The organism is Algoriphagus zhangzhouensis, assembly GCF_900148515.1.
GTDB classification, from domain to species: domain Bacteria; phylum Bacteroidota; class Bacteroidia; order Cytophagales; family Cyclobacteriaceae; genus Algoriphagus; species Algoriphagus zhangzhouensis.
Genome location: NZ_FRXN01000002.1, coordinates 978,665 through 1,004,634 on the forward strand (window position 1 = coordinate 978,665; position 25,970 = coordinate 1,004,634).

Sequence of the window (25,970 nt, forward strand, 5' to 3'; positions counted from 1 at the left end):
GATTTCATATTCTTAATTTTTGTTGAAATATTTTTAGAATAGGAATAAAACACCTGAAATCTTCAAAAATTCAAAATTTTTAACTGGATAATTATAAAAAGGAAAAATAAGAGATATGCGAACACTGTCCGATCATGTATTGGCTAGAATAAAAGAATGAAAAAATAGAAAATACGATATAATATTTCAAAATATCCTTCATATCCAAAGAATACCAAATTTGTTCCTTTTCCCAATTCCTCCGTCCTTAGCTTCTTGAAAATTAAATCATCTACAAAAATTTAACCTATGAAGAAAGTTTTACTGGGTTTTGTGTTTACCCTACTGACTACTTTGTCAGTACTAGCACAAAACAAAACGATCACCGGTAGGGTGACTTCACCTGACGAACCAGAAGGCCTTATCGGGGTCAACGTACTGGTGAAAGGAACAACAATCGGAGTAGTAACCGACCTTGATGGTGGGTTCTCTTTGTCTGTTCCAGAAAATGCAACTACGCTTGTATTTAGCTACATTGGCTATTCAAGTGTAGAAGAGGTGATTGGTAACAGATCTGTTATCAATGTATCTATGGAGCTAGATTCTCAAAATCTAGACGAAGTAATTGTTACCGCATACGGTACTGCTGACAAAGGAAACTTTACTGGTTCTGCGATCGCCCTTAAAGGTGACCAGATTGCAAACAGACCAATCAACAACGTTGTAAACGCGATTGAAGGTCAGTCTCCAGGTGTAATTACCACATCTGCTTCAGGGCAACCAGGTTCAACTCCAGGTGTTCGTATCCGTGGTATTGGTTCTGTTAACTCTTCAAGCTCCCCGCTTTATGTAGTTGACGGTGTTCCTTATGATGCTGCAATCTCTAACTTGAATCCAGATGACATCGAGGATATGACTATCTTAAAAGATGCTGCATCTGCTGCATTGTATGGTTCTAGAGCGGCTAACGGTGTGATCATGATCACTACCAAAAAGGGTAAAAAGAACAAGTCTAACTTCAATTTCAGAGTTCAGACTGGTACAGCATCTAGAGCTCTTCCTGAGTATGACAGAGTAAATGCTGGTCAGTATTATCCTTTGGTATGGGAATCTTTGAGAAATGCTCAACTAGGAAATGGTGCTACTGAATCTGATGCTGCAGCTTACGCGTCTTCTAATTTGATTGACAACGTGTTGGGTTACAATGTTTACAATGTGCCAAACGATCAAGTTGTTGGTGCAGATGGTACTTTGAATCCAAATGCTGTGAATAATTTCACTGATCTAGATTGGTTTGATTATGTAGCTGGAAGCGGTGGAAGACAAGAATACAACATGACTTACTCTGGCGGTACTGAGAAATCTGATTTCTATACCTCTGTAGGTTATTTGGATGAAAAAGGTTTCGTCGTTAATTCTGATTTCCAAAGATGGACAGGTAGATTAAATGTAAATACCAATCCTACCAAATGGTTCAAGACTGGTGTAAACCTTTCTGCTACCATGAGTGAAGGAAACAACGCTAGAACTGGTGGAAGCTCTTCTTATGTAAACCCAATGTTCTTTGCTAGAAACATGGGACCTATCTATCCAGTATATGCTCAAAATAACATGACTGGTGGATACATTTTTGATGAATTCGGTGGTAAAATCTTCGATACAGGTGACTTGATCAACTATGGTCTTCCAAGAAGAGGTACCGGAGGTTCTCCAGGACGTCATGCTTACCAAGAAGCATTATTGAACGTAGACAGAATTGACAGAGATGTGATTTCAGCAAGAGCTTATGCAGAGGTTACTTTCTTGCAGCATTTTGCATTAAGAACAAATATCTCAACTGACGTTACTTCTCTTTTGGATATCGGATATGATAACCCAATCGTAGGTGATGGTGCTCCAGCAGGACGTACGAATCGTACCAACGCTAGAACAAACTCCATGACCTTCAACCAATTGTTGACTTATACCAACACTTTCAAGGACAAGCATTTCTTAGAAGTATTGGTAGGTCATGAGAACTATGACTACAAATACAACTATCAGTACTTGGCAAAACAAGATCAGATTTTGGATGGAAACATCGAGCCTGACAACTTTGTGACTATTAGCTCCGCAAATGGTCGAGTTGACAGACATAGAATCGAATCTTACTTGAGCCGTGTAAACTATGTATTTGATGACAAATACTCAGTTTCTGGTTCATTCAGAACTGATGGTTCTTCTAAATTTTATGAAGATGTAAGATGGGGTTATTTCTACTCTATCGGTGGTGCTTGGAATATTGACAAAGAAAACTTCTTTGATTCTCAGTTCTTCGATATGTTGAAATTAAGAGCATCTTATGGTGAAGTTGGTAATGACGCAATCGGTGGATATTATCCTTGGCAGGCATTATATGACTTAGGTTATAACAACGCCTCTGAACCAGGTATCCTTCAGGCTTCACTTGCTGCTCCAGATCTTCTTTGGGAATCAAATAATACGTTTGACCTAGGATTGGATTTTGCTTTTGCTAGAAGATTCACAGGTAGTGTTGAGTATTTCCAGAGACAATCTGAAAACTTGTTGTTCGAAGTTCCATTGTCATTGACTACTGGTCTTTCTAACAAACTTCAGAACATTGGTACTCTTGCAAACTCTGGTATTGAATTCACAATTCAAGGTGATTTGATCAGATCTGAAGACTTCAAATGGTCTGCAAGTTTCAACGTTTCTACATTCAAAAATGAATTCAAATCTCTTCCATTTGATGAGCAAATCGATGGAACCAAAAAATTGGTAGTAGGTAGATCTATCTATGATTACTGGTTGAGAGATTGGTATGGTGTAGATCCTGAAACTGGTGAAGGTCTTTATAGAGCAGAGTCTTATGATGAAGATGATGCTAACACAAGAATTATCGGACAAGACACTGTGACTACTCAGCAGAACAATGCGAAGTATCATTTCGCAGGTAGCGCAATCCCTGATTTCTTTGGTGGTTTGTCTAACACTTTCTCTTACAAAGGATTGACTTTGAATGTTTTGCTTTCTTACTCAGTAGGTGGTAAAGTATATGATGGAGTATATGCTAGCTTGATGTCTGCAGATCCTGACGGAAATGCACTTCACGTAGATGCGATGAACAGATGGACTACTCCTGGTCAAATCACTGACGTTCCTAAAATGGATGTGACTGGATCAGCTCAAACCAATGCTGCTTCTGACAGATGGTTGATCGATGGTTCTTATCTAAACTTTAGATCTGTGAACTTGAGCTATACCTTGCCTAAGACTCTTCTTGAAAGAATTAATGTGGCAGGTGCTACAGTATATGTAGCTGGTGAAAACCTAGGCTGGATTTCAGCTAGAAAAGGAATGTATGTTTCTGGAACCTTCAATGGTACCACTTCAAACACTTACACTCCAGCTAGAACCTTTACGGTTGGTCTAAATGTCAACCTTTAATCTTTGACTAACATGAAGAAAATATTTAAACCAATAGCTGCTCTAGCACTTGCCCTTGTGACATTTGGCTGTGCAGATGATTATTTGGACACTGTTCCAACGGATGCGGTTTCTTCTGAATCTGTATTTACAACTACCAAAAATGCGATGACCGCATTGAATGGTATTCACAGATCCCTTTTGCTTCGTTACGATAGCCAAGGCCAAGCTGGTGAAGGCGCAGTAATGATCATGCGTGAAGTCCTTGCTGATGATGTGGTAATGACCACAACTGGTAACGGATGGTATGTATCTATGTGTCGTTGGATCAACCATACTGTAGAAACAGGTAGTGACTCTAGATTCGTTTGGAGATTCTACTATAAAGTTATCGGTAATGCCAACCTGATCATTGCGAACATTGATAATGCTGATGGCCCTCAGGCTGAAAAGGATGAAATCAAAGGACAAGCTTTAGCTTATAGAGCTTGGGCTCATTTCAACTTGGTTCAATTGTTTGCTGACAGATATGACTTTGCAGGTGGAAATACTCAATTGGGTGTTCCTATCGTGACTGAGCCTATCACAGAAGGTGGTCCAAGAAATACTGTTGAAGAGGTATACACTCAAATCAATTCAGATTTGAATCAAGCAATCTCTCTTTTAGGTGAAAGCAGAAATGCTAAATCTCACTTGAACATTAATGTAGTGAATGGTATCAAAGCGAGAGTTTTGGCTACTCAAGGTAACTACTCTGAAGCTGCCACTTATGCAAATGCTGCAAGAACCGGATACGATTTGATGTCTGAGACTGATTTATATGGTGGATTCAACAACATTGATAATGCTGAGTGGATATGGGGTTCTCACCAGGTAGATGATCAGCAGACATACTTTGCATCTTTCTTTGCATACATGTCTCTGAACTTCTCTTCAACTAACATCAGAAACAATCCTAAAGCGATCAATAGCTTGCTATTTGATATGATTCCTGATTCTGATTACAGAAAAGGTCTTTGGGATCCAAATGCATCTGATGCAGACTTAAGAGATCCGTACATCGATGAAATGACGCTTTCCACTTTTGCGAAAATCGATTACATGAACCGTAAATTTATTGCTCAAGGTAATGCATCATCAGTAGGTGACGTACCTTATATGAGAGCTGCGGAAATGTATTTGTTGGAAGCTGAATCTTTGGCTAGATCTGGTAATGATGATGCTGCTGCCACTCTTTTGACTTCATTCATGGAAGCTAGAGATCCTGAGTATACTCCATCTGGAAACACCGGAGATGCTTTGATCGAAGAAATCATGATCCAAAGAAGAATCGAATTGTGGGGTGAAGGTTTCAGATTCTATGATTTGAAGCGTTTGAACTTGCCTTTGGACAGAACTGGTGCTAATCACGTAGAGTCTGTTATCAACGGTAAATTCACTGAGCCTGCAGGTACTAACAACTGGACTTGGCAGATTCCTATCGATGAATTGAACGCTAACGAAAATATGGTTCAAAATCCTTCTTAAGGTTTTGAATTGATCATAAATGAAAAGTCCGGCTCATTTGAGTCGGACTTTTTTATGTTTTTTAGAATTCTAGAGAATCTGTTTCCTTTCCTTTTCCTAATAATAAGCTTCGAGGACTTTTACTGTTTTTGTAGATATGGATGATGTTTTGCTGAGTTGCGAACTGATCTACCAAGATGCTATTTCGAACCTTTATTTTACTTTTCCATTCGACTGGCTCTGATTCTATATAAAACCAGGCAGCGTCATCTTCTATCTCAAATCCCAATAATTTCAAAGTAGTTGGCTTTCCATCCAAATCAACCTTGAAGTGGCTTAGAATATATTCTCCGACTTGTTTGTTGAGTTTTTCCGGATCTTCAGGGTTCATGAAATCCACCTTTTGTTGATGGTATTCCCGAAGCCCTTCCTCCAGATCATCCCAAAATATCTTCTGGGCGATCTCTAATCTTTGATTATCAGGATTCTGTCTGATTTCTGTCAGGGATATGAAAAAGGGGTGATATAAAACCATCCATCCCAAGGAAATCAAGGAGATGTAAAACTGTTGCATTTGGTGGGTATTGCTTGTCTTTTGTGGGAATAAACCAGTATTATTGCCGCTAATTTACTTCAATAGAAGTATTTTCTCAGTATATGAACCCTTTTGAACTTTATTTTAAACTTGGCCTCCAGCATATCCTAGATATTCAAGGCTATGACCATATCCTTTTTGTACTGGCACTTTGTGCTGTGTATATCCCACGGGATTGGAGAAAAATAGTTATCCTCATCACTGCATTCACGATTGGTCATTCTTTGACTTTGGCATTAGCCACTTTCAAAGTGATAGAAATACGATCTGATATTATTGAGTTTTTGATTCCAGTGACGATTGCAATTACAGCATTGGTGACTATTCTAAAGCCTAAACCTTCATCCGGTCGAAATATCCAATTGAATTACATATTGGCTCTTTTCTTCGGGTTGATCCATGGCCTGGGTTTTTCCAATTATTTAAGAGAATTATTGGGAAAAGAAGCGATCATTTGGAAACCTTTATTAGCTTTCAATTTGGGATTGGAAGCAGGTCAGCTCGTAATTGTTGCAGCTTATCTCTTAATCACCTCAGTTTTGGTAGGAATTGCTGGAGTCAATAGAAAAGAATGGACCTTGGTGGTTGCTTCCATGGTACTGGGAGTTTCCCTGATGTTAATGTTAGAAACGAAATTTTGGTAAAAATAAATCACCCTATGAAAAAGACAGGATTAGCCTTTTTGCTTTTGGCTTTGGTGTCTACCCAATCATTTGGGCAGGCCAAACGCTCTGAGCAAAACCATGCTGAGCGATTCGAGCAACTTGGAACGATGCTTCGCACTCCAAACGTCTATCGAACCGCTTCTGGTGCTCCGGGACATATGTACTGGCAGCAGCAAGCAAACTATAAAATTGAAGTTGAGCTGAATGATGACAACCAATCCATCAAAGGAAAGGAAACGGTCACCTATATCAACAATTCCCCTGATCAATTGACCTATCTATGGGTTCAGCTGGAGGAAAACCAAAGAGGAGCAGAGTCCATGTCTCCGAAAGTGGCAGCAAGCTCTGTAGATTCTAAAATGAGCCTGAGATCTTTGGAAGGTATTCTTTGGGAGAATGAGGAGTTCGGATACAAAGTTTTGAATGTAAAGGATGCTCAAGGCAATGCGCTTGCAGTTGCAGTGAATAATACCATGATGAGAATTGATTTGCCTCAGCCTCTAAAAGCGGGTGAGACTTTTTCTTTCTCAGTAGACTGGTCTTTCAACATCACCAACCGCGTAGGATACATTGCTGGTAGACCTGGATATGAGTTTTTCCCTGAAGATGGAAACTATCTATATACGATGGCTGAGTGGTTCCCAAGAATGGCTGTTTATTCCGATTTCGAAGGATGGCAAAACAAGCAGTTTTTGGGAAGAGGAGAGTTTGCCTTGACTTTCGGAAACTATGAAGTTCACATCACAGTACCTGCTGACCACATGGTAGGAGCGACTGGTGTATTGCAAAACCCAGAAGAGGTTCTTTCTTCGACTGAAATGGATCGATGGAATCAAGCAAAGCAAACCTATGACAATCCAGTTGTAATCCGTACTCAGGATGAAGCTGAGAAATTGGAAAAAGGAAAGTCGAAAGACAAAAAAACTTGGGTTTACAAAGCTGAAAACGTAAGAGACTTTGCTTGGACATCTTCTAGAAAATTCATCTGGGATGCCATGGCTGTCAAGCAAGCTGGTAAAGATGTAATGGCTATGTCTTATTATGGCAAAGAAGCCAATCCACTTTGGGGTCAGTATTCTACAAGAGTCGTTGCTCATACCATTAAGTCTTACTCTGGGCATACATTTGATTACCCGTATCCAACAGCAATCTCTGTAGAGGCTAGCAATGGAATGGAATACCCGATGATCTGTTTCAACTATGGTCGTCCTGACAAGGATGGAACCTATTCTGAAGCGATCAAAAACGGAATGATTTCCGTGATCATTCATGAGGTGGGTCACAACTTCTTTCCGATGATTGTCAACTCGGATGAAAGACAGTGGACTTGGATGGATGAAGGCTTGAATACTTTCATGCAGTTTATGGCAGAGCAAGAATGGGATAAAAATTATCCTTCACGTCGTGGGCCTGCTCATAAGATTGTTCCTTACATGAAGAGTGATATCAGCACCTTGGAGCCTATCATGACCAATTCTGAAAACATTATTCAGTTTGGGCCAAATGCCTATGCGAAGCCAGCGACGGCTTTGAATATCCTTCGTGAGACAGTGATGGGACGTGAATTGTTTGATTTCGCTTTCAAAGAATACGCAAGAAGATGGATGTTTAAACACCCAACTCCGGATGATTTGTTCAGAACTTTGGAAGATGCTTCTGCGGTTGATTTGGATTGGTTCTGGAGAGGATGGTTCTATGGAGTTGAGCCTGTTGATATCGCTATCCAGGATGTGAAATGGTTCAAGTTGGATAATAGAACTCCTGCGGATAAAAAAGCTGCTGCGAAGGCAGAGCATGATTTAGAAGAAGATTATATCAGCCGAAAATTCAACGCAGATCAAGTTACCGTATTAGAGACTGATCCTGCTACGCGTGATTTCTATACTTCTTACAATCCATTTACAGTGACTCCTGAGGATGAAGAAGAATACAAGAAATACATGGCTAGCCTTTCAGACAAGGAGAAATCTTTGTTGAATTCTAATATGAATTTCTATGAAATCACCTTCGAAAATGTAGGAGGTCTGGTTATGCCTTTGATCATTGAGTTCCAGTATGCAGATGGTACTTCTGAAATTGATAGAATTCCTGCTGAGATTTGGAGACACAATGAAACTCAGGTGACCAAGATTTTCCCTAAGAAGAAAGAGGTGGTTAGCTTTGTTTTGGATCCATTGAGAGAAACTGCAGATATTGATGAGTCTAGCAACTACTGGCCTAGACAATATCAGCCAACTCGATTTGAGCTTTATAAGAGTAATATGGGTGCGAGGGGAGCTTCGTCCGGAACAAACCCAATGAAAAAAGCTCAGAACAAAAAGAAATAATCATTTCAAAGAATTGATTTTAAAAGCCGGCGAAAGTCGGTTTTTTTTGTTTTTGACTTTTTCTAACCTTAAAATCTCCTTAGGATTCTATAGATCAGGATACTTAGTAAATAAGATTCTATTAGATTAGGAATAAATACCCTATCGTAACCTAATACCAATCTTATGAAACTGATTAAAACCTTACCTATTGGTTTATTTTCTCTCTGCCTGCTTCTGAGTATTTCTGTTTTTGCTCAAAAGCGGGATATCTACGAACTGAAAACCTATCATATTTCTTCCCCTGAACAGGAAGCTATGTTGGATAGCTATTTGGAAAAAGCATTTATCCCGGCTGCCCATCGAAATGGTGTCGAAAAAGTAGGAGTTTTCAAGCCCATCAGTAGTCAGGAAGATGCTGGCACCAAAGTTTATGTTTTTTTACCTTTCAAATCTATAGGAGACTGGGAGGGTTTTGAAGACAAGCTATTGAAAGACAAAACCTATTTATCAGATGGAGATGCCTATATCAATGCAGCTTTTGACCATCCACCTTTTGATAGAATTGAAACAGCTGTTATGCGCGGGATGAGTGAACATCCTCATTTTGCTGAGTCTAAATTGACCAATGCCAAGAAGGATCGAGTTTATGAATTGAGAAGTTATGAAGGTCCTACAGAAAGACTTTATAGACAAAAAGTAAAGATGTTCAACTCCGGCGAAATGGACATTTTTGAAAATCTGAATTGCAGTCCTGTATTTTATGCAGAGACCATCGCGGGGCCACGTATGCCGAATCTGATGTATATGACTACCCATGAAAATATGGATATCAGAAATGAGCATTGGGACCAATTTAGAGTCGATCCAGCATGGTTGGGGATGCGGGATTTGGAGGAGTATAAAAATACAGTGTCTAGAAATGATACTCGATTGCTTTATCCTGCTGAATATTCTGATTTTTAACGTCATTGCAAGAAGGCCAGAAATCGACGAAGCAATCTCTTAAAAACTGCCTCGTCCATACAACCTCGAAGTAAATCATTTTTAAGACCCTCCAAGGACCTCAAAGCCCTTGGAGGGTTTTTATTTGTGTTATTTTTTCAAAAACCTGGACCCCAGTTTCAATCAATTCATCGGGAAAGTCATAGGTGGGCTCATGAAGTTGGGGACAATTTTCACCCGATCCCAAACCAAATAAATAGGAAGGGCAGGATTGACTGAAAAGCCCAAAGTCTTCTGACCATCGAAAAGGTTCTGGATTTTCTACAGAATCGAGATTCAAGCTTTCAAATGCTTCCTCTGCTATCGCTGATGCTTTGAGATCGTTAGTAGATACTGCAAAGCTTTCTTGGTAGGAAATGGAAAGTCGAAGCTTATTGTCCTTTGCTAGAGATTTTGCTTTGTCCTCCATCTTATCAATTAGCTGCTCGAGTATTTTCTGATCAAAGGCTCGGAGTGTAAGACTAAGCCTTCCGGATCCTGCGCTGGTTCCGTATGCTAGACTACCAACAGAAACCTGAATAACTGTTGCCAAGGCAAATCTATCTAGTTCTTTTAGGATAGAAGGAATGTCTAATATCATTTGAGAAATAGCAGGAGCAGGATTAATCCCATCACTGGGATGAGCTGCATGTGAAGTTTTTCCTTCAAAAAGATAGGTCACTCCAGTGCTTCCAGCCGCGAAAGTCCCTTTGCGCGTAATGATTTGATGTAAAGGGAATCCTGGAAGATTATGTAGTGCAAAAGCATAATCGGGTCTGATTGATTCAAACCTAGGGTCTCCTAACACTCTTTTGGCTCCTTCACCTGTTTCTTCAGCAGGTTGAAAAAGCAGAACTACTTCTCCTGAATCAGGTCTTTTTTGAGACAATTTTTGAGCTAAGCCACAAAGGATAGCCATATGTCCATCATGTCCACAAAGATGGGCTTTCCTCTTTATCAGGCTTTTATATAAAGGTGTCCCATGTTCTTCGATAGGCAAGGCATCCAATTCACATCGGAATAGAAGTCTTTTTCCAGATCTTTTTCCTTTAAAAACAAATGCCAACCCAGTACCTCCCAAGCCTTCCAAAATAATGTCAGGACTTAAGGGTTTGATGAATTCCAGAATTTTATGTGAGGTTTCTCTTTCCTCTCCCGCGATTTCTGGGTTTTGATGAAGTTTGTGCCTCAGCTGAATCAAATCATTCATACTTTGATATTAGGAATTATTCGGAAAAGGAAGAAAATCTAGGTTGTTGAAATTTTTATTGTCCCTGATTTTCAATTGGAACCATTTTTGTCAAAAAAAATTGAAGGGCATTGGGAACTTCCCGTCCCTTCTTGTTATTTTCATCCAATCACACATCCTTAACCCATTACTTTTATGAGCGAAGTACAACTTAAAGAACTAGAAGCACAGATTGCTGAATTGAAAGGTCAATTGACTGGTGACATGTTTGCTGACATGGAGGTGCGCGATCAAATTCACAACTTGGAGATGAAGTTGAAAGGCGTTAAGCCAATGGATTCAAGTATTGATTGCGTAGGTTGCGGTAGTTAATTAGACGATTTGGCACGTTACTTTATCATTTACAAACCCTTTGGGGTTTTAAGTCAATTTAGTGGAGAGGGGCAAACATTGGCCTCTCTTTTTCATTTCCCCAAAACTGTCTATCCTGTAGGTCGGCTGGATAAGGACAGTGAGGGATTGTTGCTAATCACCGACGATAAGCAACTCAATCACCATTTATTAAATCCAAGGTTCGGTCACCAGCGGACCTATTTGGCCCAAGTCGAAGGCGAACCCGATCAAGAAGCATTGAAGAAACTCGGTAATGGAGTCACGATCAATGTGGAGGGAAAAATGTACCAAACAAAGCCTGCCATTGCCAAGATTCCTGAAAGTGTCCCAGAATTGCCGGATAGAGATCCCCCAATCCGCTATCGAAAAAATGTACCTGATACCTGGATTTCATTGACATTGATAGAAGGGAAAAACCGTCAAGTAAGAAAGATGACAGCGGCAGTTGGCTTTCCCACTTTACGATTGGTGAGATGGTCTATGGAGAAAATTACAATTGAAGGGTTTCAGGTAGGGGAGGTCAGAGAATTGGAACAACAAGAAGTTTATAGAGCCTTAGGGCTAACTGGCTTCGGAAAAACAAGGAAGTAATTTTTACCGCAAAGTCGCTGAGATCGCTAAGGATTTGGCGGATTTTTTTAACTTGAATCAACTAAATAATTATTTTTTATGACTGAAAATGAGATTTCTTCTAAAATTATTGGAGCTGCAATAGAAGTTCATAAACAACTTGGGCCAGGATTGCTAGAAAGCACCTATGAAACTTGTTTGACCCATGAGTTAACTGAGGAAGGTTTAAATGTAAGACGACAAGTCCTTTTACCTATAGAATATAAGAGTTTAAGATTGGATGCAGGATATAGAATTGACCTAATTGTAGAGGAAAAGGTAATAATTGAGCTGAAGGTTGTAGATGAATTTAACTCTATTCACATAGCTCAATTGCTTACTTATCTGAAGTTATCAAAAAATAAATTGGGTATTCTTCTAAACTTCAATGTTTCCAGATTGAAGGATGGAGTTAGGCGAGTAGTTAATAATCTCTGAACCTTTTTCTTTGCGAGCATTGCGCCTTAGCGGTAAGATTTAAGTATTCTTAAAAAATCCTAAAAATCCGTTTGACCCAATGCAATACCGCTTCTAAGAATTAAGATTGTGTTGGGTTTAAAATGTTCTATTTTAGTGTCCCTTTGAATTAAACCAATTTAATTCCATGCATCAGGAAAAAATCGCAGCAGTAATACAGGAAGTAGGTAAGGTAGTAGTGGGTCAAGATAAAATGGTCAATAGGTTATTGATTGGTCTATTTACTAATGGTCACATTTTATTGGAAGGTGTTCCAGGTCTTGCCAAAACCTTAACTGTAAATACACTTGCCAAAGTACTTCATTTAGACTTCAACAGAATTCAGTTTACACCGGATTTGTTACCAGCTGATTTGATTGGTACGATGATTTACAATCAGCAGACGGCGAATTTTGAGGTGAAGAAAGGACCGATTTTCTCCAATTTAATCTTAGCGGATGAGGTAAACCGATCTCCTGCAAAAGTACAATCAGCACTTTTGGAAGCGATGCAAGAAAAGCAAGTGACTATCGGTGAGACTACTTTTCAGTTGGATCGCCCATTCTTAGTACTAGCTACCCAAAACCCAGTTGATCAAGAAGGGACCTATCCACTTCCTGAAGCACAAGTCGATCGTTTCATGATGAAGGTTCATATTGACTATCCAAGTAAGTCAGATGAAATGGAAGTAATGAGACGTATGGCCAACATGTCTTTTGTATCAGAAGTCAATGCTGTGCTCTCTAAGCAGGATATTTTTGATATCAGAAATGGAATTAATGCAGTAAATATTGCAGAGCCTTTGGAGCAATATATTATTGAATTGGTATTCGCTACTAGATTCCCTGAGCAATATGGATTAAAGAATGAATCAAAGTATATCCAGTTTGGAGTATCGCCTCGAGCAAGTATCAATTTGAACCTAGCGGCGAAGGCAGTAGCCTACATGGACGGTAGAGATTATGTACTTCCTGAGGATATTAAGGAGATCGCAGAGGATGTACTAAATCATCGAATAATCCTAAACTATGAGGCCGAAGCAGACAATATCAATACAAGAGACCTTGTGAAAATACTATTGGAGAAAGTACCGATAAATAAGTCGGTAACATTAAAGTAACATTGAAATACGGCTATCTGGGCTTTCTGAGAGGAAAGCCTTTTTTTTTGTCAAATCTGTTAATCCAATATTAAATTCTGAAATCATTTTTAAAAAAACCATAATTCAAAAAATTCTCTTGGCCTGATTAATTGAACCAGTTTTGCATCATCGAAAGAGACAAAACCACAATTCAATTAATACAAATGAAAAAGTTTAACTCCCTGTTGTTGATTTTCGCAGCAACTCTAATCGGGTTCACAAGCTGTATCGAAGGCAATGATAAGCCTGTTGTAGATCCAGATCCAGAACCAGACAGTGAAGTGTTGATTACTTCAAACATCACTTCTAATACTACTTGGGAAACTGGTAACACATATGTTCTAGGAGGAAGAATTTCTGTGACTTCTGGAAACACTCTAACCATCGAGCCAGGTGTAGTGGTAAAAGGTGAAGTTGGTACAGGTTCCAATGCTACTGCTTTGATCATCGCAAGAGGAGCAAAGATTATGGCTGAAGGTACTGCTACTTCTCCAATCATCTTCACAACAGTAGCTGATGAAATTACTCCGGGAGAAATCGTTTCTCCTAACCTTGAGCCAAATCTTTCTGGTCTTTGGGGAGGTTTGATCATCCTTGGAAATGCAAAAGGGTCTTTTGCTGGTGATGTTAATGAAATCCAAATCGAAGGTATTCCACCATCAGATACTAATGGTCTTTACGGTGGCGACAATGACGCTGACAACTCTGGTGTCTTGAAATATATTTCTATCCGTCACGGTGGAGCTAACATCGGTGAAGGTAACGAAATCAACGGTTTGACACTTGGAGCAGTAGGTTCTGGAACAGTGATCGAAAACGTTGAAGTAATCGGTAACCAAGATGATGGTATCGAATGGTTCGGTGGAACTGTAAACGTTACAAACGCTCTAGTATGGAATCCAGGTGATGATGGAATGGATACTGACCAAGCTTGGGCTGGTACTTTGGATAACTTCATCGTAATCGCTGGTAGCGAAACTGATCATTGTCTTGAAATTGACGGTCCAGAAGGATCTTACAACGCTGGTCATACTTTGAAAAACGGATCTATCAAAGGAAATGATGTTGCCGAGCTTGGTGACTTCAGAGATGGTGCAAGAGGTACATTTGAAAGCATTTACTTCTTCGGATTTGCTAACCCTGCAGATACTGACGGAAGAGGAGATCTTTCTCTAAGCGGTGATGCTTCTGTAGCAAACTTCGCTGACGGAGTATTGAACTTCGCAAGCCTTGAAATTACTCTAGCTGATGGTGTTGAACTATCTACAGTATTCAAAGCAGGAACTGACGCTTACGCAAGTTCAGTAGCTGCTGGTGCTAACACTGTAGGTGCTACTAAATCAGCATTCACTGGTTGGACTTGGGCTGATGCTGCAGGTCAACTAGCTGACTTCTAATCATAAAAATTGAAAGGGAGGAAGTACTTGCAAGGTAGCTTCCTCCCTTTTACCCATAAGATTTCAATATCAATTGCTGTATGAAAAATAAATCTACCAAGTTGTTCACAAAAGGAACGCTTATCTTATTGATTGTGGTGATCTCTCAAATCATCGCAGGTTTTGCGTTTGCGCAAAAAGGTACTATTCGTGGTGCCATCTTCGAGGAATCGACTGGAGAGCCATTATTCGGTGTCTCTGTCCTTGTAAAAGAAACTGCTACTGGAGCAGTAACTGATTTCGATGGAAAATTCGAGATTCAAGTAGATCCAGGAACTTACACTCTCCAAATTTCTTACATCTCTTATGCGACAGTTGAATTGACTGAAGTAGAAGTGACTTCTGGAGAAGTAAAAGTTATCAACGACATTCTTATGGCTGATGAAGCCTCAGATTTGGAAACTGTTACAGTTTCTGCATCTGCAATCAGAACCACTGAATCAGCTTTGATGTCAGTGAAAAGAAATGCCGCCAACCTAATGGATGGTATTTCTGCAAGTACTTTCCGTCAAATTGGTGATGGTGACGCTGCTGCTGCAGTAAAAAGAGTAACCGGTGTATCTATCGAAGGAGGTAAATACATCTACGTTCGTGGTTTGGGTGACAGATACACCAAAACTGTATTGAATGGTGTGGATATCCCTGGTTTGGATCCAGATAGAAACTCTATCCAAATGGATATCTTCCCAACAAACGTGATTGACAACATCATCGTTTCTAAATCATTTACTGCGGATCTTCCTGCAGACTTTACTGGTGGTGTAGTTGATATCGAGACCAAAGATTTTCCTGAAGAAAAGACAATGCGTCTTAGCCTAAGTGGTGGATTGAATCCATCTATGCACTTCAACTCCAACTATTTGAAATATGATGGTGGAAAGACTGATTGGTTAGGTTTTGATGATGGAACAAGAGCAATCCCTACAGATGGAAGAACTGATATTCCTCAATATGGTGATGCAGTAGGAAATCCAAATGGACCAAAAGGACTTGAATACCAAGAGATCCTAAGAAGCTTCAACAAAAACTTGGGAGGTTACAGAACCAACAGTTTGATGGATATGGGATTGAGTTTCTCTTTGGGAAATCAAATCGCAAGAACAAAAGCAACTTGGGGATATAACTTCGCCTTGACTTACAAAAACGAGACTGAATTCTATCAAGATGCAGAATTCAACTTGTACGCTAAACCAAGAGAATCTACTGACATCGAATTGGAAGCCTTGGAAAGACAAAAAGGGGATTACGGTGTAAACAACGTATTGCTAGGTGGATTGGCAGGGATCGCTTTGAAGACTGACAATTCAAAATATAAATTGAACATCATGCACTTGCAAAATGGCGAGTCCAAAGCGGGTGAGTTTGATTTCGTGAACACTAACTTGGGTGCAAACTTTGAAGCAAAGCAGTACAACTTGGAATACAGCCAAAGAGCATTGACTAGTGTATTGTTGGGTGGTACTCATTACTTCAACGCCAGAGACTGGGAAGTAAACTGGAAATTGGCTCCTACGAGATCTACAATCGATGATCCAGATGTAAGATTTACAAGATTCAGAGTTCCTAACAACACTGTTTCTACAGAAGTTGGTTTGCCAGCAAGAATCTGGAGAAGTCTAGAAGAATACAGTGTGGCTGGTAAAGTAGATGTAGCAAAGCAACTTTCTTTGTTCCAAAGAGAATCTAAATTGAAAGTAGGTACTAACTACGTATTCAAATACAGAGATTTCAACATCCAAAGCTTCCAGTTTGCTACTGGTGATTCTGAATTCACTGGTGATCCAAATGAGATCATGCTTGAAGAGAACTTGTTCTCAGCTGACAATAGAAATGGTGTTAGATACAATGCTGACTTTATTCCAATCAACCCGAATGAGTATCAGTCTATCGCTACTAACGTAGGTGGATATGCATCTTTGGAAGCTAAGCCTTCCGACAAATTGAAAGCTATCGTTGGTTTAAGAGTTGAAAAATTCAACCAGTACTACACTGGTACCAACCAGACGGGTACAATCAACTTTGATTTGGTTACCATGTTGGATGATATCGATTTCTTCCCAACTGTTAACTTCATCTACAATTTGAAAGAAAACCAAAACTTGAGAGTTTCTGCTTCTAGAACTATTGCGAGACCTTCTTTCAAGGAACTTTCTTACGCAGAGATTTTGGACCCAATCACTGGTAGAACTTTCATCGGTGGTTTGTATCCAGAAACTACTAACGGTGGTTCAGAAGTTCTTTGGGACGGTAACTTGGTTTCTACTCGAATCAACAACTTTGATGTAAGATGGGAAGCGTTCCAGGATAGAGGTCAAATGTTCTCTGTTAGTGCATTCTATAAGACTTTTGATAAGCCTATCGAAATGGTTCAGTTCCTTTCTGATCCAGGTGCTTTCCAGCCAAGAAACGTAGGTAATGGTTCGGTTGCTGGTTTGGAGTTTGAATTCAGAAAATCTTTGAAATTCATCGCTCCATCATTGGAGAACTTCAACTGGAATACTAACGTGACGATCACTCAGTCTCAAATCAAAATGTCTGAATCTGAATACAGATCAAGAACTTTGACTGCTCGTGAAGGTCAAGAAATCAAGGATACCAGAGACATGGCTGGGCAGGCTCCATTCATTATCAATACTGGATTCGGTTATCAGGATTATAACACTGGTTGGGAAGCTGGTTTGTTCTACAACGTTCAAGGACCAACTTTGAACTATGTAGGTTTTGGTAACAGAACGGATACTTATACTGTACCTTTCCATAGCTTAAACTTGAATGTAAATAAATCATTCGGTGCTGACGAAAGAATCCAAGCTGGATTTGGTGTTCAAAATATCTTGAATGACAAAAAAGAATTAGTGTTTAGTTCATACCAGGCTCAAGATCAAATCTTTACAAGGCTTGCTCCAGGTACAAAAATGACATTTAGAGTGGCTTTCTCATTCTAACTTAGTTGATATTTATCTTAAAAAGCTCCAATTTATTGGGGCTTTTTTTATGCCTAAAATCCTGTAGCTCAGGAATTTTTTCAAAAAAAATCTTGGATAATAAGTGACTTTTATCAGATTTTCTAATCTAATAGTTGTATACCCTAGGATTTATGAAGAGGTTAACCAACTATCTGTTTTTTTTAGACTCTGATTTTAAGTTAGATAAGATTATTCCAATTAAGAATATTGCTGGTATTTATCAGGAAGAGGAATTTGTTGAAAAACTATTTAAAGATCTTTTAGAGTCAAACCAAATAATAAAATCTACTTTCAAAAAGAGCTTAGGTAGGAAATCCCAAACGATCGAATTAGGATCTACGATGGCGGATTTGACTTTAGAAATCTATCCTTTGGAATTTGTTACAGAAAGTGATTCCGATTGGCTAATTACTTTTTATGAAGGAATAGGTTCTAAGAATTCAGAATTTTTAGATACTCTTTCGAAGAGCAAAAGTTCTATGGAATACGTGGATGAATTCAGTCATGAGATCAAAAATTCTGTAAACATTATTCATGGGATTTCCGATTTGATGAATTCAAGTGATAAAGATGAATTACCAGAATTGATTCCGACTTTAAGTGCTTCCGTACAGCATTTAAAAGGATTAGTTACCAATTATTTGCTCAATCGAAAGCATGAAAACATGAAGTGGGAGAGATCTGAGTTTGAACTTCAGGCTGAGATGGATTCTATTATCAAGCAGTTTAAATTCCTGACCAAATCAGAGTCAAAAGAGATCAGACTACAAGTGGATCCTCTAGTTCCTTTCAAATTGATTGGATTCCCAGCGGCCTTAAGACAAGTTCTAATCAATTTGGTATCAAACGCCATTGAGCATACAGAAAAGGGAGAAATAAACCTAGAAGTGAAGTTGGTTAGAGAAGAATTTGATGAGATCGTCTTGAAGTTTGTAGTGTCTGACTCAGGAGAAGGTATTCAAGAGGAGGTTCTAAAAAAGCTTTTTAAGAAGCTTCAATATTCAAGTGTAGAAAAGAATGGTTTTGGCCTTGGGTTGAATATATGTAAGGGAATTCTTAGCTCACTTCAAAGTGATTTGATGGTCTCTACTGAGATTGGTAAGGGAAGTAGCTTTTATTTTGAATTGCCTTTTCATAAGCCTGTATTAGGCTCAGATTTGGCGGTAAATTCAAACGATTGCACTTCCAATGGAATTCAAACCTATGAGAAAAGGGCCTTAATTGTTGATGATGATCATCTCAATAGATTAGTAGCAACCAAAAAGCTAACCAAGTTTGGCCTACATTGTGAATCGGCTTCCAATGGTGTATTGGCAATTCAGAAGTTGTATGACTCTTATTATGATCTCCTTATTTTGGATATCCATCTTCCCTTGGTAGATGGGTATACACTTTATAGTTTGATACAAAATCGGTTTCCTGAATTGAAAATAGTTTTTTCCACAGGGAGCTCGAATTCCACAGTTTTGGATACTTTGAAAGAAGAGCATTCCCAATCAATCCTTAGGAAGCCGTATTCTCAAGAAGATTTATCCCAAGTTTTAAAAAAAGAATTCGGGTCTTAAAAACTATTAGTCCTCCAGAATAGAAACACGATTATCTACAAGCTCTTTGATAGGGATTATAAAGGTTTCTTTTGTTCCTTTTACCACTACCGAAATCCCATCAATGGCGACAATTCTTCCCTTGATATCGTCCATTTGGATAACTTGACCGATTTTGTAATTCTTTTTGAAGTAGAATCCGAATAAGATTCTTCTTACAATCTCCACTGATCCTAGGCCCAAAGCTATAGCCACTGAAATCATCATCGCTCCAAGTATTATCGAAATGTTGGTAGTGATAATACTTGTGTCAATTCCTACCAATTCAATAGCAATGATCACAATTACAAAAAGGAGTATTGAGCTAATAATCCTGGCAATCAGCTTAGCACCAGAAATATTGAGAGATTGGAATAGATTAACCAAAAACTTAGAAACTGAAGCGGATAGGCCTAAAGCTACAATGATCAATGCAATGGAAACTAAGCCTCTTGGAAGATATCCAATTAGGATACTTATTTGAGTTGAGATGATTTCTAGACCAAACAACTCTGAACCAAAAACAACGAGTAATAGCAGAATTGTAATTTTTAAAAATGCGAGGATGATCGAGGAAAAATTTATTTTGAGGTCATCAAGTTCAAGAGAAGGCAGCCATTTTTTAAGAGCATCTTCAGGTTTTATTTTATCAAGAAGCTTTGAAAAAAGCATGATAATCAGCTTGAATACCAAATAGGCTACAATGACGTAAACTATTAATCCTATAAGATAGGGAGTCCAAGAAACTAGCTTAGAAATCAATTCCTCAAACAAACTATAATCTGTGCTAAAACTTAATTCAGGACTATTCATCGTCTTGGGGGTTTGGGTCGTCGGTTGGGTGAGAATCTGAATCAGGGTTTTCCAATGGAAAATCCATTATGGTGAAAATGGCTTCAGGTGCCTTGACCATAAATAGGTCAGCCATGTCCAATGAGAGATTGATCAAGTCAATGTCATCAATGACTTTCTTCCTGATGATTTCAGGCAATTGCTCGTTTTCCAATATGTCGGTAAATGGATTGTTCACGGCATTATAAGTCATTATAAACGTCTAAAATCCGACGTTTGGCTCGGTTAATTCTCATTTTCACGGCAGATTCGCTCAGCTGTAAAACTGTAGCGATATCTTTAATCGAGCTATCATCCAAATACTTCATCAAGAGAATCATTCGATCCTTAGAGTCTACCCTTTCCATCGCGATTTTTAACTTTTCGGCTTTTAGGGCAAAAATTTCAGAATCTTCAATTTCCTCAATTGAACTATCTGGAGTGCTATCTAATAGTCTCTCTTCATTTTCAAGAGGGAGTTTGTTCTTTTTATTAAGATAATCTAAACAATGATTATAGGTTACAGCATAAAGCCAGGTCGAGAAGGAAGATTTGTTTTGGAATTTACTCAGGTTGTAAAACACCTTAATGAAGAGATCATGCGTTAAATCCTGAGCCTCCTCCACTTGGGAAACAAACTTTAAACACCTTGAGTAAACCTTTTGAGAATACCGATCATACAGTATCCCGTAGATTTTGGTGTTTCTGCTTTCAATTATCAATTTAACTAACTCTTCATCTGAAAGAGATATGGCAGAATCATGTTTACCTGAATTTCCGTTATCTGCCATTTACGTTCAAAGTCACTATTAGTCTTTTGCTTCCTTCTTCCTTCTCTAATTACCTGGCTGTCTTATTTAGACTGAGGTTTGTAGAAAAGGTCACTTTATTTTTTAAAGTTTTTTTCAAAAAGGAATAAAAAAGAGGATAAGACCTTATCCTCTCTATAATTTAAAGAAAATTGTGTCAGAACTAAGTGAGTTGTTCTATAATTCTTTGAGATGATGGAAAGTTTTTCAGGAGTTCTTCTGAAGAAAAAAGTTTAAAGTCTTCAAAATCAAATCCTGGAGCAACTACACAGGAGACTAATGCATAGGAGTTCTTCTCATCGACTGTACTTCCAAAAATGGTATGGGCAGGGACAACATGTTGAGGAAAAGTATTTTCATTTCCTATAGCTCCTAATTTGAGAACTCGGTGTTCATTTTTCTCTAACAAATGGATAGATAAAGTACTTCCTTCATGCCAAAACCAATGCTCATCACTTTTGATTTGGTGGAATTTGGATACATTTTCAGAGGTCAGGAGAAAGTATATGACTGTGCAGAGGCTTCTTTCTCCAGCAGGAGTGTTTGCCTTTTCTACACTTCGGTAGGTTTCTTTGTAAAAACCTCCTTCCGGGTGTGGATTCAATTCTAAAGATTTGACCAGATATTCTATTCTATCCTCTCTTGTCATTTTGAATAGGTGGAGATTAATATATCAATGATTCTTTCCGAAGTTTTTCCATCCCAAAGTGGTATTCCTTGATATTGCTTCCAATCATTTTTCATGATCTTATCTAGGTATGGTTTCAATTTTTCTGGATTGGTTCCTACCAATTCATTAGTCCCCAAATCGATGGTTTCTGGCCTTTCGGTATTGTCTCGTAGAGTAATGCAGGGAATATTCATCACAGATGCTTCTTCGGTAATCCCTCCAGAATCTGTGATCACACCTTTGGCATTTTTCACGAGGTAGTTAAACTCCAAATATCCCAATGGCTCACACATCAAAAGATTGTCAGCAGCTATACCTATTGCCTGTAGATTTTTTGCTGTCCTAGGATGAACAGGGAAAATAATAGGAAGACCTTGAGTTCCTTCAAGAATAGCATCGATCATCGCTTTCAGTTTTTGTTCCTGATCCACGTTGGCAGGACGATGCATTGTCATTACGAAGTATTTTTTTGGCTCTAGACTATCAAAAATTTCTCCTTCTGGCTTTTGGAATCGAGGCATCTGAGCCATCAACGTGTCGATCATGGTATTTCCGACGAAGTGAATTTTGTCTTCCGAAAAACCACTTTTTCTTAGGTTCTCATTTGCAATTTCTGATGTCGTAAAAAAATGATCAGTTATCGAGTCTGTTACCATTCGATTGATTTCTTCAGGCATGGTCAAATCTCCAGACCGGATGCCTCCCTCTACGTGTGCTACATCAATACAAAGTTTTTTAGCTGTAATAGAGCAAGCCAAAGTACTAGTTACGTCGCCCACTACTAAAACTAAATCGGTGGGGTTTTCCATCAATTCTTTTTCAAAAGAAACCATAATGGAAGCAGTTTGCTCGGCTTGTGTACCTCCGCCTCCTCCTAAATTAGCATGGGGCTCTGGAATATCCAATTGCTCAAAAAAGTCACCGGACATCTTTTTGTCGTAATGCTGTCCAGTATGAATCAGTCTAAACTTAATGGCTGTATCTTCAGCTTGTCGCTTTTGTAATTGATGAATGATAGGAGCGATTTTCATGAAATTGGGTCTCGCACCAGCAACAATTGTAAAAGTAGGCATAGTTCTTTCTAGACTTTGATTCAAAAATAAGGAAACAAGTTGAGGAGAAAGAGATTTTACGAAGAAATGCTGTCAGCTAATTGGTTCCTTTTTTGTTTCTTTGTACATACTCAAAACTAATCGACTACATGAATCAAAGTACCTGGAAACAGGGAGGCATATTTATTTGGTTAATAGTATCAATTTTTGGAATCAGCGCCTGTACTGATACTTTAGAATCCTCCGAGATAGTTTATGACAACGATTTTTCTGATTTGAATTTAGCTGGATTTGAAAACGGAAAACTTTTTGTTTTTCAAAATGATACCGTGGCGGGTTATTATCATAATGATGAAGTTTCTCTCAAATTGGAGAATCTACCCTCACATAATATGTTGAAGATCACAACAGAGATATTAATTCATGATTCATGGGATGGTAATCCTGATGATGATCAATCTGGACCTGATTATTGGTTTTTTGGGGTTGATAATACGGAAGTTTTTAGGACAACATTTTCCAACTCTCCCTGCGAATCTACCTATTGCCTAATGCAATCTTACCCGAATTCTTATTTCAGACAGAATAATCCAAAATCAGGAGCTGTCCAGACAAACCTACCTGGATTATGTATTTTTGGGGCATTTTCAAACTATACAACGCGATATAGTATATCCAAAATCGTTGAAAATAGAAGTTCCAATGTGAAGGTTTATTGGAATTCTGATTTGAGACAAGAAGGCCTTGCAGACCCCGTTTGCGATGAATCTTGGTCATTGGCTAGAGTTACAGTTGAAGTTTTGAATGTGAAATGATGATGAAAAAATATATTTCTACAATTCAGCTTTTTTTCTTCTTGTTGATTCTTGGGTTTTCAAGTATTGCCTATTCCCAGACTGTTCCAGTTGGGATGCCTGTCCTGGATCAATACCTTAGAAGAGCCCAGCTTTTGGGTAAAGTGGATTCATTATCTAGCTGGATGGTTAGGCCTGTTTATCCTACTGAGGCGTTCGGAATAGAGGATGGCTTTGATGTCGATGGAACTATGGTGGATTTTGATTTAACAAAGGTCCATACAAGGTTTGGTAGTGAAGGAAAAGGTAAATTTCTACTGCTTCCAGCGACTTATAAAATGCAATACAACTCTACCTATGCTTTTGGAGCCAATGATGGAGCATTTATACCAAATAGAGGAGTTCAAAATATTATCAGCTTTGGGGGTTATGCAGAATTTGGGAATTTCTCGTTGCAACTTCAGCCAGAAATTCTTCTAGCTCAGAATAAAGATTATGACGGCTTTCCAATCGAGCATCAAGCGACGATTTTGTATTACTATGAATACATGAATCGGATCGATATGCCCGAAAGATTTGGAACAGGGGGCTACAATAAATTTTATTTAGGCCAATCATCTTTCCGATACAATTACAAAGAATATTCGATAGGGATTTCTACAGAAAATCTCTGGTGGGGACCTGGAAGAAGGAATTCTCTAATATTAGGAAACAATGCTCCGGGATTCCTACATTTTACAATCAACACCAGAAAGCCGGTTCAATCAAGCATTGGATCTTTTGAAGGTCAATTGATTTCTGGGTTTTTGAAATCATCTGATTTTCTTCCACCGCACGCGGATTATTCAATTCAGGAGAACCCAGTTTACATTCCAAAAAGGGAAAATGGAAACAGATACCTTGGAGGATTAGTACTAACCTATCAGCCAAAATGGGTTCCGGGTTTATTCTTGGGTTATTCTTCCGTCAATCACCTTTATCGTGAGGATATTACAGACTTTGCAGATGTATTACCAATCTTCAATGGCAGAAAAGGATCAGAAAATATTGAGGATCCAATCCGAGATAAAAGACAGCAATTTAGTTCTGGATATTTCAGATGGTTGAGTCAGGAAGGCAATTTCGAATTCTATGGAGAATTCGGGACTCGAGGAAATAGCCAAAGTCTTGGAGATTTTATGATTACCCCAGAAAAGGGCAGGGCATTTACATTTGGGTTTTCCCATTTGATCCAGCTAAAGAAACCAGGGAGATATTTCCAGGTTAGTTCGGAAATGACCCAGACTGGCCAGCCTGTTCGTGAAGAGATTCGACAACTTCGTACTTGGTACATTCATGATTATGTGAGACATGGCTATACTCATAATGGTCAAGTATTAGGAGTAGGGAACGGACCAGCAAGCAATCAAATTTTTGTTGAGTTTGCTTGGGTGGAAAAGATGAACAGAATTGGTTTACAGCTTGAGCGAATAGTTTACAATAATGATTTCTACTATTACCGATATGAGGCTTCCAAAGACTGGAGAAATAAGTATGTTGATATCGTTCCTTCTGTAGTAGCTGATTATAGATTTGGGAACCTATTGGTGAGTGGAAGATTCCAGTATGTCAGTACTTTGAATTATAAATGGTATCTAGAAAATAATCCAGATAAATACTTTGTACCAGGATACGACAGGAAGAATTTCGTGGCGAATATTGGTCTAGCTTATATTTTTCAATAAGCTTTAAGTCTTGATAATCCTTTCTTGAAAAACTCTTTCTGGATTCCTAAAAGAACCTTTGCTTTAATGTGATTTGGTAGCTCGGATGCGAGAATTTCTTGGATAATTATTTTCCAAAGTTTCCTTCTTTGAGCAAAATTGTGTTTCCATTGGTTGGATACTGAGGCTTTGGAGTATTTTTTTACCAATAGAGTTTCTGGTATAGTTATGAAAGGACCGTAAAATGCCATTTTCATCAGCCAGACAAGATCCATAGAGAACTCATTTTTTTGTCCTATTTCACTTTTGAAGGGGATGATTTTTTGGACAAATTCACTTCGATGAATGCCATGATAAGCAGCCCACCAGAACATGGTTTTTCTACTTATGATCTCCAAGACCCTTTCAGGAATTTTATCAGATGATGCGAATTCTTGTATTCTTGAGTTTACAATCTTTCCATCCCAATAATGATTGTCCATCTGAATGCAACAAACAGATGCTTTAGGATTAGCTTCCAAAGCCGAAACTTGTCTTTTGATGAAATCCTCAGTTGGAATATCATCGTGAGGATTAATAAAACAATAGTCTGAATCAGCGGCGCTTTGAATCCATAGTTTTTCAGAATTCTTTAACCATCCAAGGTTCGACTCATTTTGTACCACAGAAAATCGCTCATCCTTTGCTGCAAATTCCTTGGCAATTCTTAAAGTTTGGTCTGTGGAACAATCATCGCCAATGATGATCTTGAAATTGGGATAATCGATTTTGGCTAATGCAATTAGAGTTTCAGTTAAAAAGTTTTCTGCATTGTAAGTTGGTACAAACCCTACCACTTTGGAATGTTTCATTTGATTAAAAACTGTTTTAGCCATTT

Annotated in this window: 22 protein-coding genes; 14 read left to right on the forward strand and 8 right to left on the reverse strand. The window is 38.6% G+C overall.

What is annotated here, in order from left to right:
- Window positions 1–288: 288 nt before the first annotated feature.
- Together BUF13_RS10160 and BUF13_RS10165 are read left to right on the forward strand one after the other, a co-directional pair.
- Window positions 289–3,426, forward strand: a complete 3,138-nt coding sequence (locus BUF13_RS10160; RefSeq protein ID WP_073571649.1) for a SusC/RagA family TonB-linked outer membrane protein — start codon at window positions 289–291, stop codon at window positions 3,424–3,426.
- Window positions 3,427–3,438: 12 nt separating this feature from the next.
- The gene (locus tag BUF13_RS10165; protein WP_073571650.1) at window positions 3,439–4,932 is read left to right on the forward strand and encodes a RagB/SusD family nutrient uptake outer membrane protein; all 1,494 of its coding nucleotides are present in this window, start codon (window positions 3,439–3,441) and stop codon (window positions 4,930–4,932) included.
- A 61-nt stretch (window positions 4,933–4,993) separates the two neighbouring features.
- Here the strand turns inward: BUF13_RS10165 and BUF13_RS10170 are convergent, their stop codons facing one another.
- Window positions 4,994–5,485 (reverse strand): DUF6702 family protein, encoded by a 492-nt coding sequence (locus tag BUF13_RS10170; RefSeq protein ID WP_073571651.1) that lies wholly within the window; start codon window positions 5,483–5,485, stop codon window positions 4,994–4,996.
- An 83-nt stretch (window positions 5,486–5,568) separates the two neighbouring features.
- On the opposite strand from BUF13_RS10170, the gene BUF13_RS10175 reads away from it, so the two are divergent.
- The 3 genes from BUF13_RS10175 to BUF13_RS10185 all read left to right on the forward strand — a co-directional run bounded on the left by BUF13_RS10175 (window position 5,569) and on the right by BUF13_RS10185 (window position 9,443).
- Window positions 5,569–6,150 (forward strand): HupE/UreJ family protein, encoded by a 582-nt coding sequence (locus tag BUF13_RS10175; protein WP_073571652.1) that lies wholly within the window; start codon window positions 5,569–5,571, stop codon window positions 6,148–6,150.
- A gap of 14 nt (window positions 6,151–6,164) precedes the next feature.
- Window positions 6,165–8,498, forward strand: coding sequence for a M1 family metallopeptidase (locus tag BUF13_RS10180; RefSeq protein WP_073571653.1), 2,334 nt, complete (start codon window positions 6,165–6,167; stop codon window positions 8,496–8,498).
- 165 nt (window positions 8,499–8,663) lie between these two features.
- Entirely contained in the window at window positions 8,664–9,443 is a 780-nt protein-coding gene (locus BUF13_RS10185; RefSeq protein ID WP_073571654.1) for an NIPSNAP family protein, read from the forward strand.
- A gap of 100 nt (window positions 9,444–9,543) precedes the next feature.
- Here BUF13_RS10185 and BUF13_RS10190 read toward each other — a convergent pair whose 3' ends face one another.
- The gene (locus tag BUF13_RS10190; protein ID WP_073571655.1) at window positions 9,544–10,671 is read right to left on the reverse strand and encodes an amidohydrolase; all 1,128 of its coding nucleotides are present in this window, start codon (window positions 10,669–10,671) and stop codon (window positions 9,544–9,546) included.
- A gap of 174 nt (window positions 10,672–10,845) precedes the next feature.
- Between BUF13_RS10190 and BUF13_RS20615 the strand changes: the two genes are divergently transcribed.
- From BUF13_RS20615 to BUF13_RS10220, 7 genes are all read left to right on the forward strand, one after another.
- A complete protein-coding gene (locus BUF13_RS20615; protein ID WP_166669819.1) occupies window positions 10,846–11,022 on the forward strand; it encodes a hypothetical protein in 177 nt (58 codons plus the stop codon).
- A gap of 9 nt (window positions 11,023–11,031) precedes the next feature.
- Window positions 11,032–11,634 carry a pseudouridine synthase gene (locus BUF13_RS10195; protein ID WP_073571656.1) on the forward strand — a complete coding sequence of 201 codons (603 nt, stop codon included), beginning with the start codon at window positions 11,032–11,034 and terminating at the stop codon, window positions 11,632–11,634.
- A 78-nt stretch (window positions 11,635–11,712) separates the two neighbouring features.
- Window positions 11,713–12,090, forward strand: coding sequence for a GxxExxY protein (locus BUF13_RS10200; protein WP_073571657.1), 378 nt, complete (start codon window positions 11,713–11,715; stop codon window positions 12,088–12,090).
- Window positions 12,091–12,256: 166 nt separating this feature from the next.
- Complete coding sequence (locus BUF13_RS10205; protein WP_073571658.1) at window positions 12,257–13,228, forward strand: AAA family ATPase; 972 nt, start codon at window positions 12,257–12,259, stop codon at window positions 13,226–13,228.
- Window positions 13,229–13,413: 185 nt separating this feature from the next.
- A complete protein-coding gene (locus tag BUF13_RS10210; protein WP_073571743.1) occupies window positions 13,414–14,646 on the forward strand; it encodes a hypothetical protein in 1,233 nt (410 codons plus the stop codon).
- Between the two features lie 80 nt (window positions 14,647–14,726).
- Window positions 14,727–17,630: a TonB-dependent receptor gene (locus BUF13_RS10215; RefSeq protein WP_073571659.1), complete on the forward strand. Its 2,904-nt coding sequence runs from the start codon at window positions 14,727–14,729 to the stop codon at window positions 17,628–17,630.
- 152 nt (window positions 17,631–17,782) lie between these two features.
- Window positions 17,783–19,216 carry an ATP-binding response regulator gene (locus BUF13_RS10220; protein WP_073571660.1) on the forward strand — a complete coding sequence of 478 codons (1,434 nt, stop codon included), beginning with the start codon at window positions 17,783–17,785 and terminating at the stop codon, window positions 19,214–19,216.
- 6 nt (window positions 19,217–19,222) lie between these two features.
- Here BUF13_RS10220 and BUF13_RS10225 read toward each other — a convergent pair whose 3' ends face one another.
- The 5 genes from BUF13_RS10225 to wecB form a co-directional block, all read right to left on the reverse strand.
- A complete protein-coding gene (locus tag BUF13_RS10225) occupies window positions 19,223–20,047 on the reverse strand; it encodes a mechanosensitive ion channel domain-containing protein (RefSeq protein WP_073571661.1) in 825 nt (274 codons plus the stop codon).
- Window positions 20,040–20,279, reverse strand: coding sequence for a hypothetical protein (locus tag BUF13_RS10230; protein ID WP_243839712.1), 240 nt, complete (start codon window positions 20,277–20,279; stop codon window positions 20,040–20,042). Before BUF13_RS10230 ends, BUF13_RS10225 begins: the two co-directional genes overlap by 8 nt.
- Window positions 20,269–20,856, reverse strand: coding sequence for an RNA polymerase sigma factor (locus tag BUF13_RS10235; RefSeq protein ID WP_073571662.1), 588 nt, complete (start codon window positions 20,854–20,856; stop codon window positions 20,269–20,271). The genes BUF13_RS10230 and BUF13_RS10235 overlap by 11 nt, the downstream gene beginning before the upstream one ends.
- 181 nt (window positions 20,857–21,037) lie before the next feature.
- Window positions 21,038–21,523, reverse strand: coding sequence for a cupin domain-containing protein (locus BUF13_RS10240; protein ID WP_073571663.1), 486 nt, complete (start codon window positions 21,521–21,523; stop codon window positions 21,038–21,040).
- Window positions 21,520–22,617, reverse strand: a complete 1,098-nt coding sequence (gene wecB, locus BUF13_RS10245; RefSeq protein ID WP_073571664.1) for a non-hydrolyzing UDP-N-acetylglucosamine 2-epimerase — start codon at window positions 22,615–22,617, stop codon at window positions 21,520–21,522. Before wecB ends, BUF13_RS10240 begins: the two co-directional genes overlap by 4 nt.
- 128 nt (window positions 22,618–22,745) lie before the next feature.
- Between wecB and BUF13_RS10250 the strand changes: the two genes are divergently transcribed.
- Together BUF13_RS10250 and BUF13_RS10255 are read left to right on the forward strand one after the other, a co-directional pair.
- Window positions 22,746–23,411 carry a hypothetical protein gene (locus tag BUF13_RS10250; protein WP_073571665.1) on the forward strand — a complete coding sequence of 222 codons (666 nt, stop codon included), beginning with the start codon at window positions 22,746–22,748 and terminating at the stop codon, window positions 23,409–23,411.
- Window positions 23,412–23,413: 2 nt separating this feature from the next.
- A complete protein-coding gene (locus BUF13_RS10255) occupies window positions 23,414–25,114 on the forward strand; it encodes a capsule assembly Wzi family protein (protein WP_073571745.1) in 1,701 nt (566 codons plus the stop codon).
- Here BUF13_RS10255 and BUF13_RS10260 read toward each other — a convergent pair.
- Complete coding sequence (locus BUF13_RS10260; protein ID WP_166669818.1) at window positions 25,108–25,944, reverse strand: glycosyltransferase family 2 protein; 837 nt, start codon at window positions 25,942–25,944, stop codon at window positions 25,108–25,110. The two genes, BUF13_RS10255 and BUF13_RS10260, sit on opposite strands and share 7 nt — an antisense overlap.
- Window positions 25,945–25,970 lie beyond the last annotated feature (26 nt).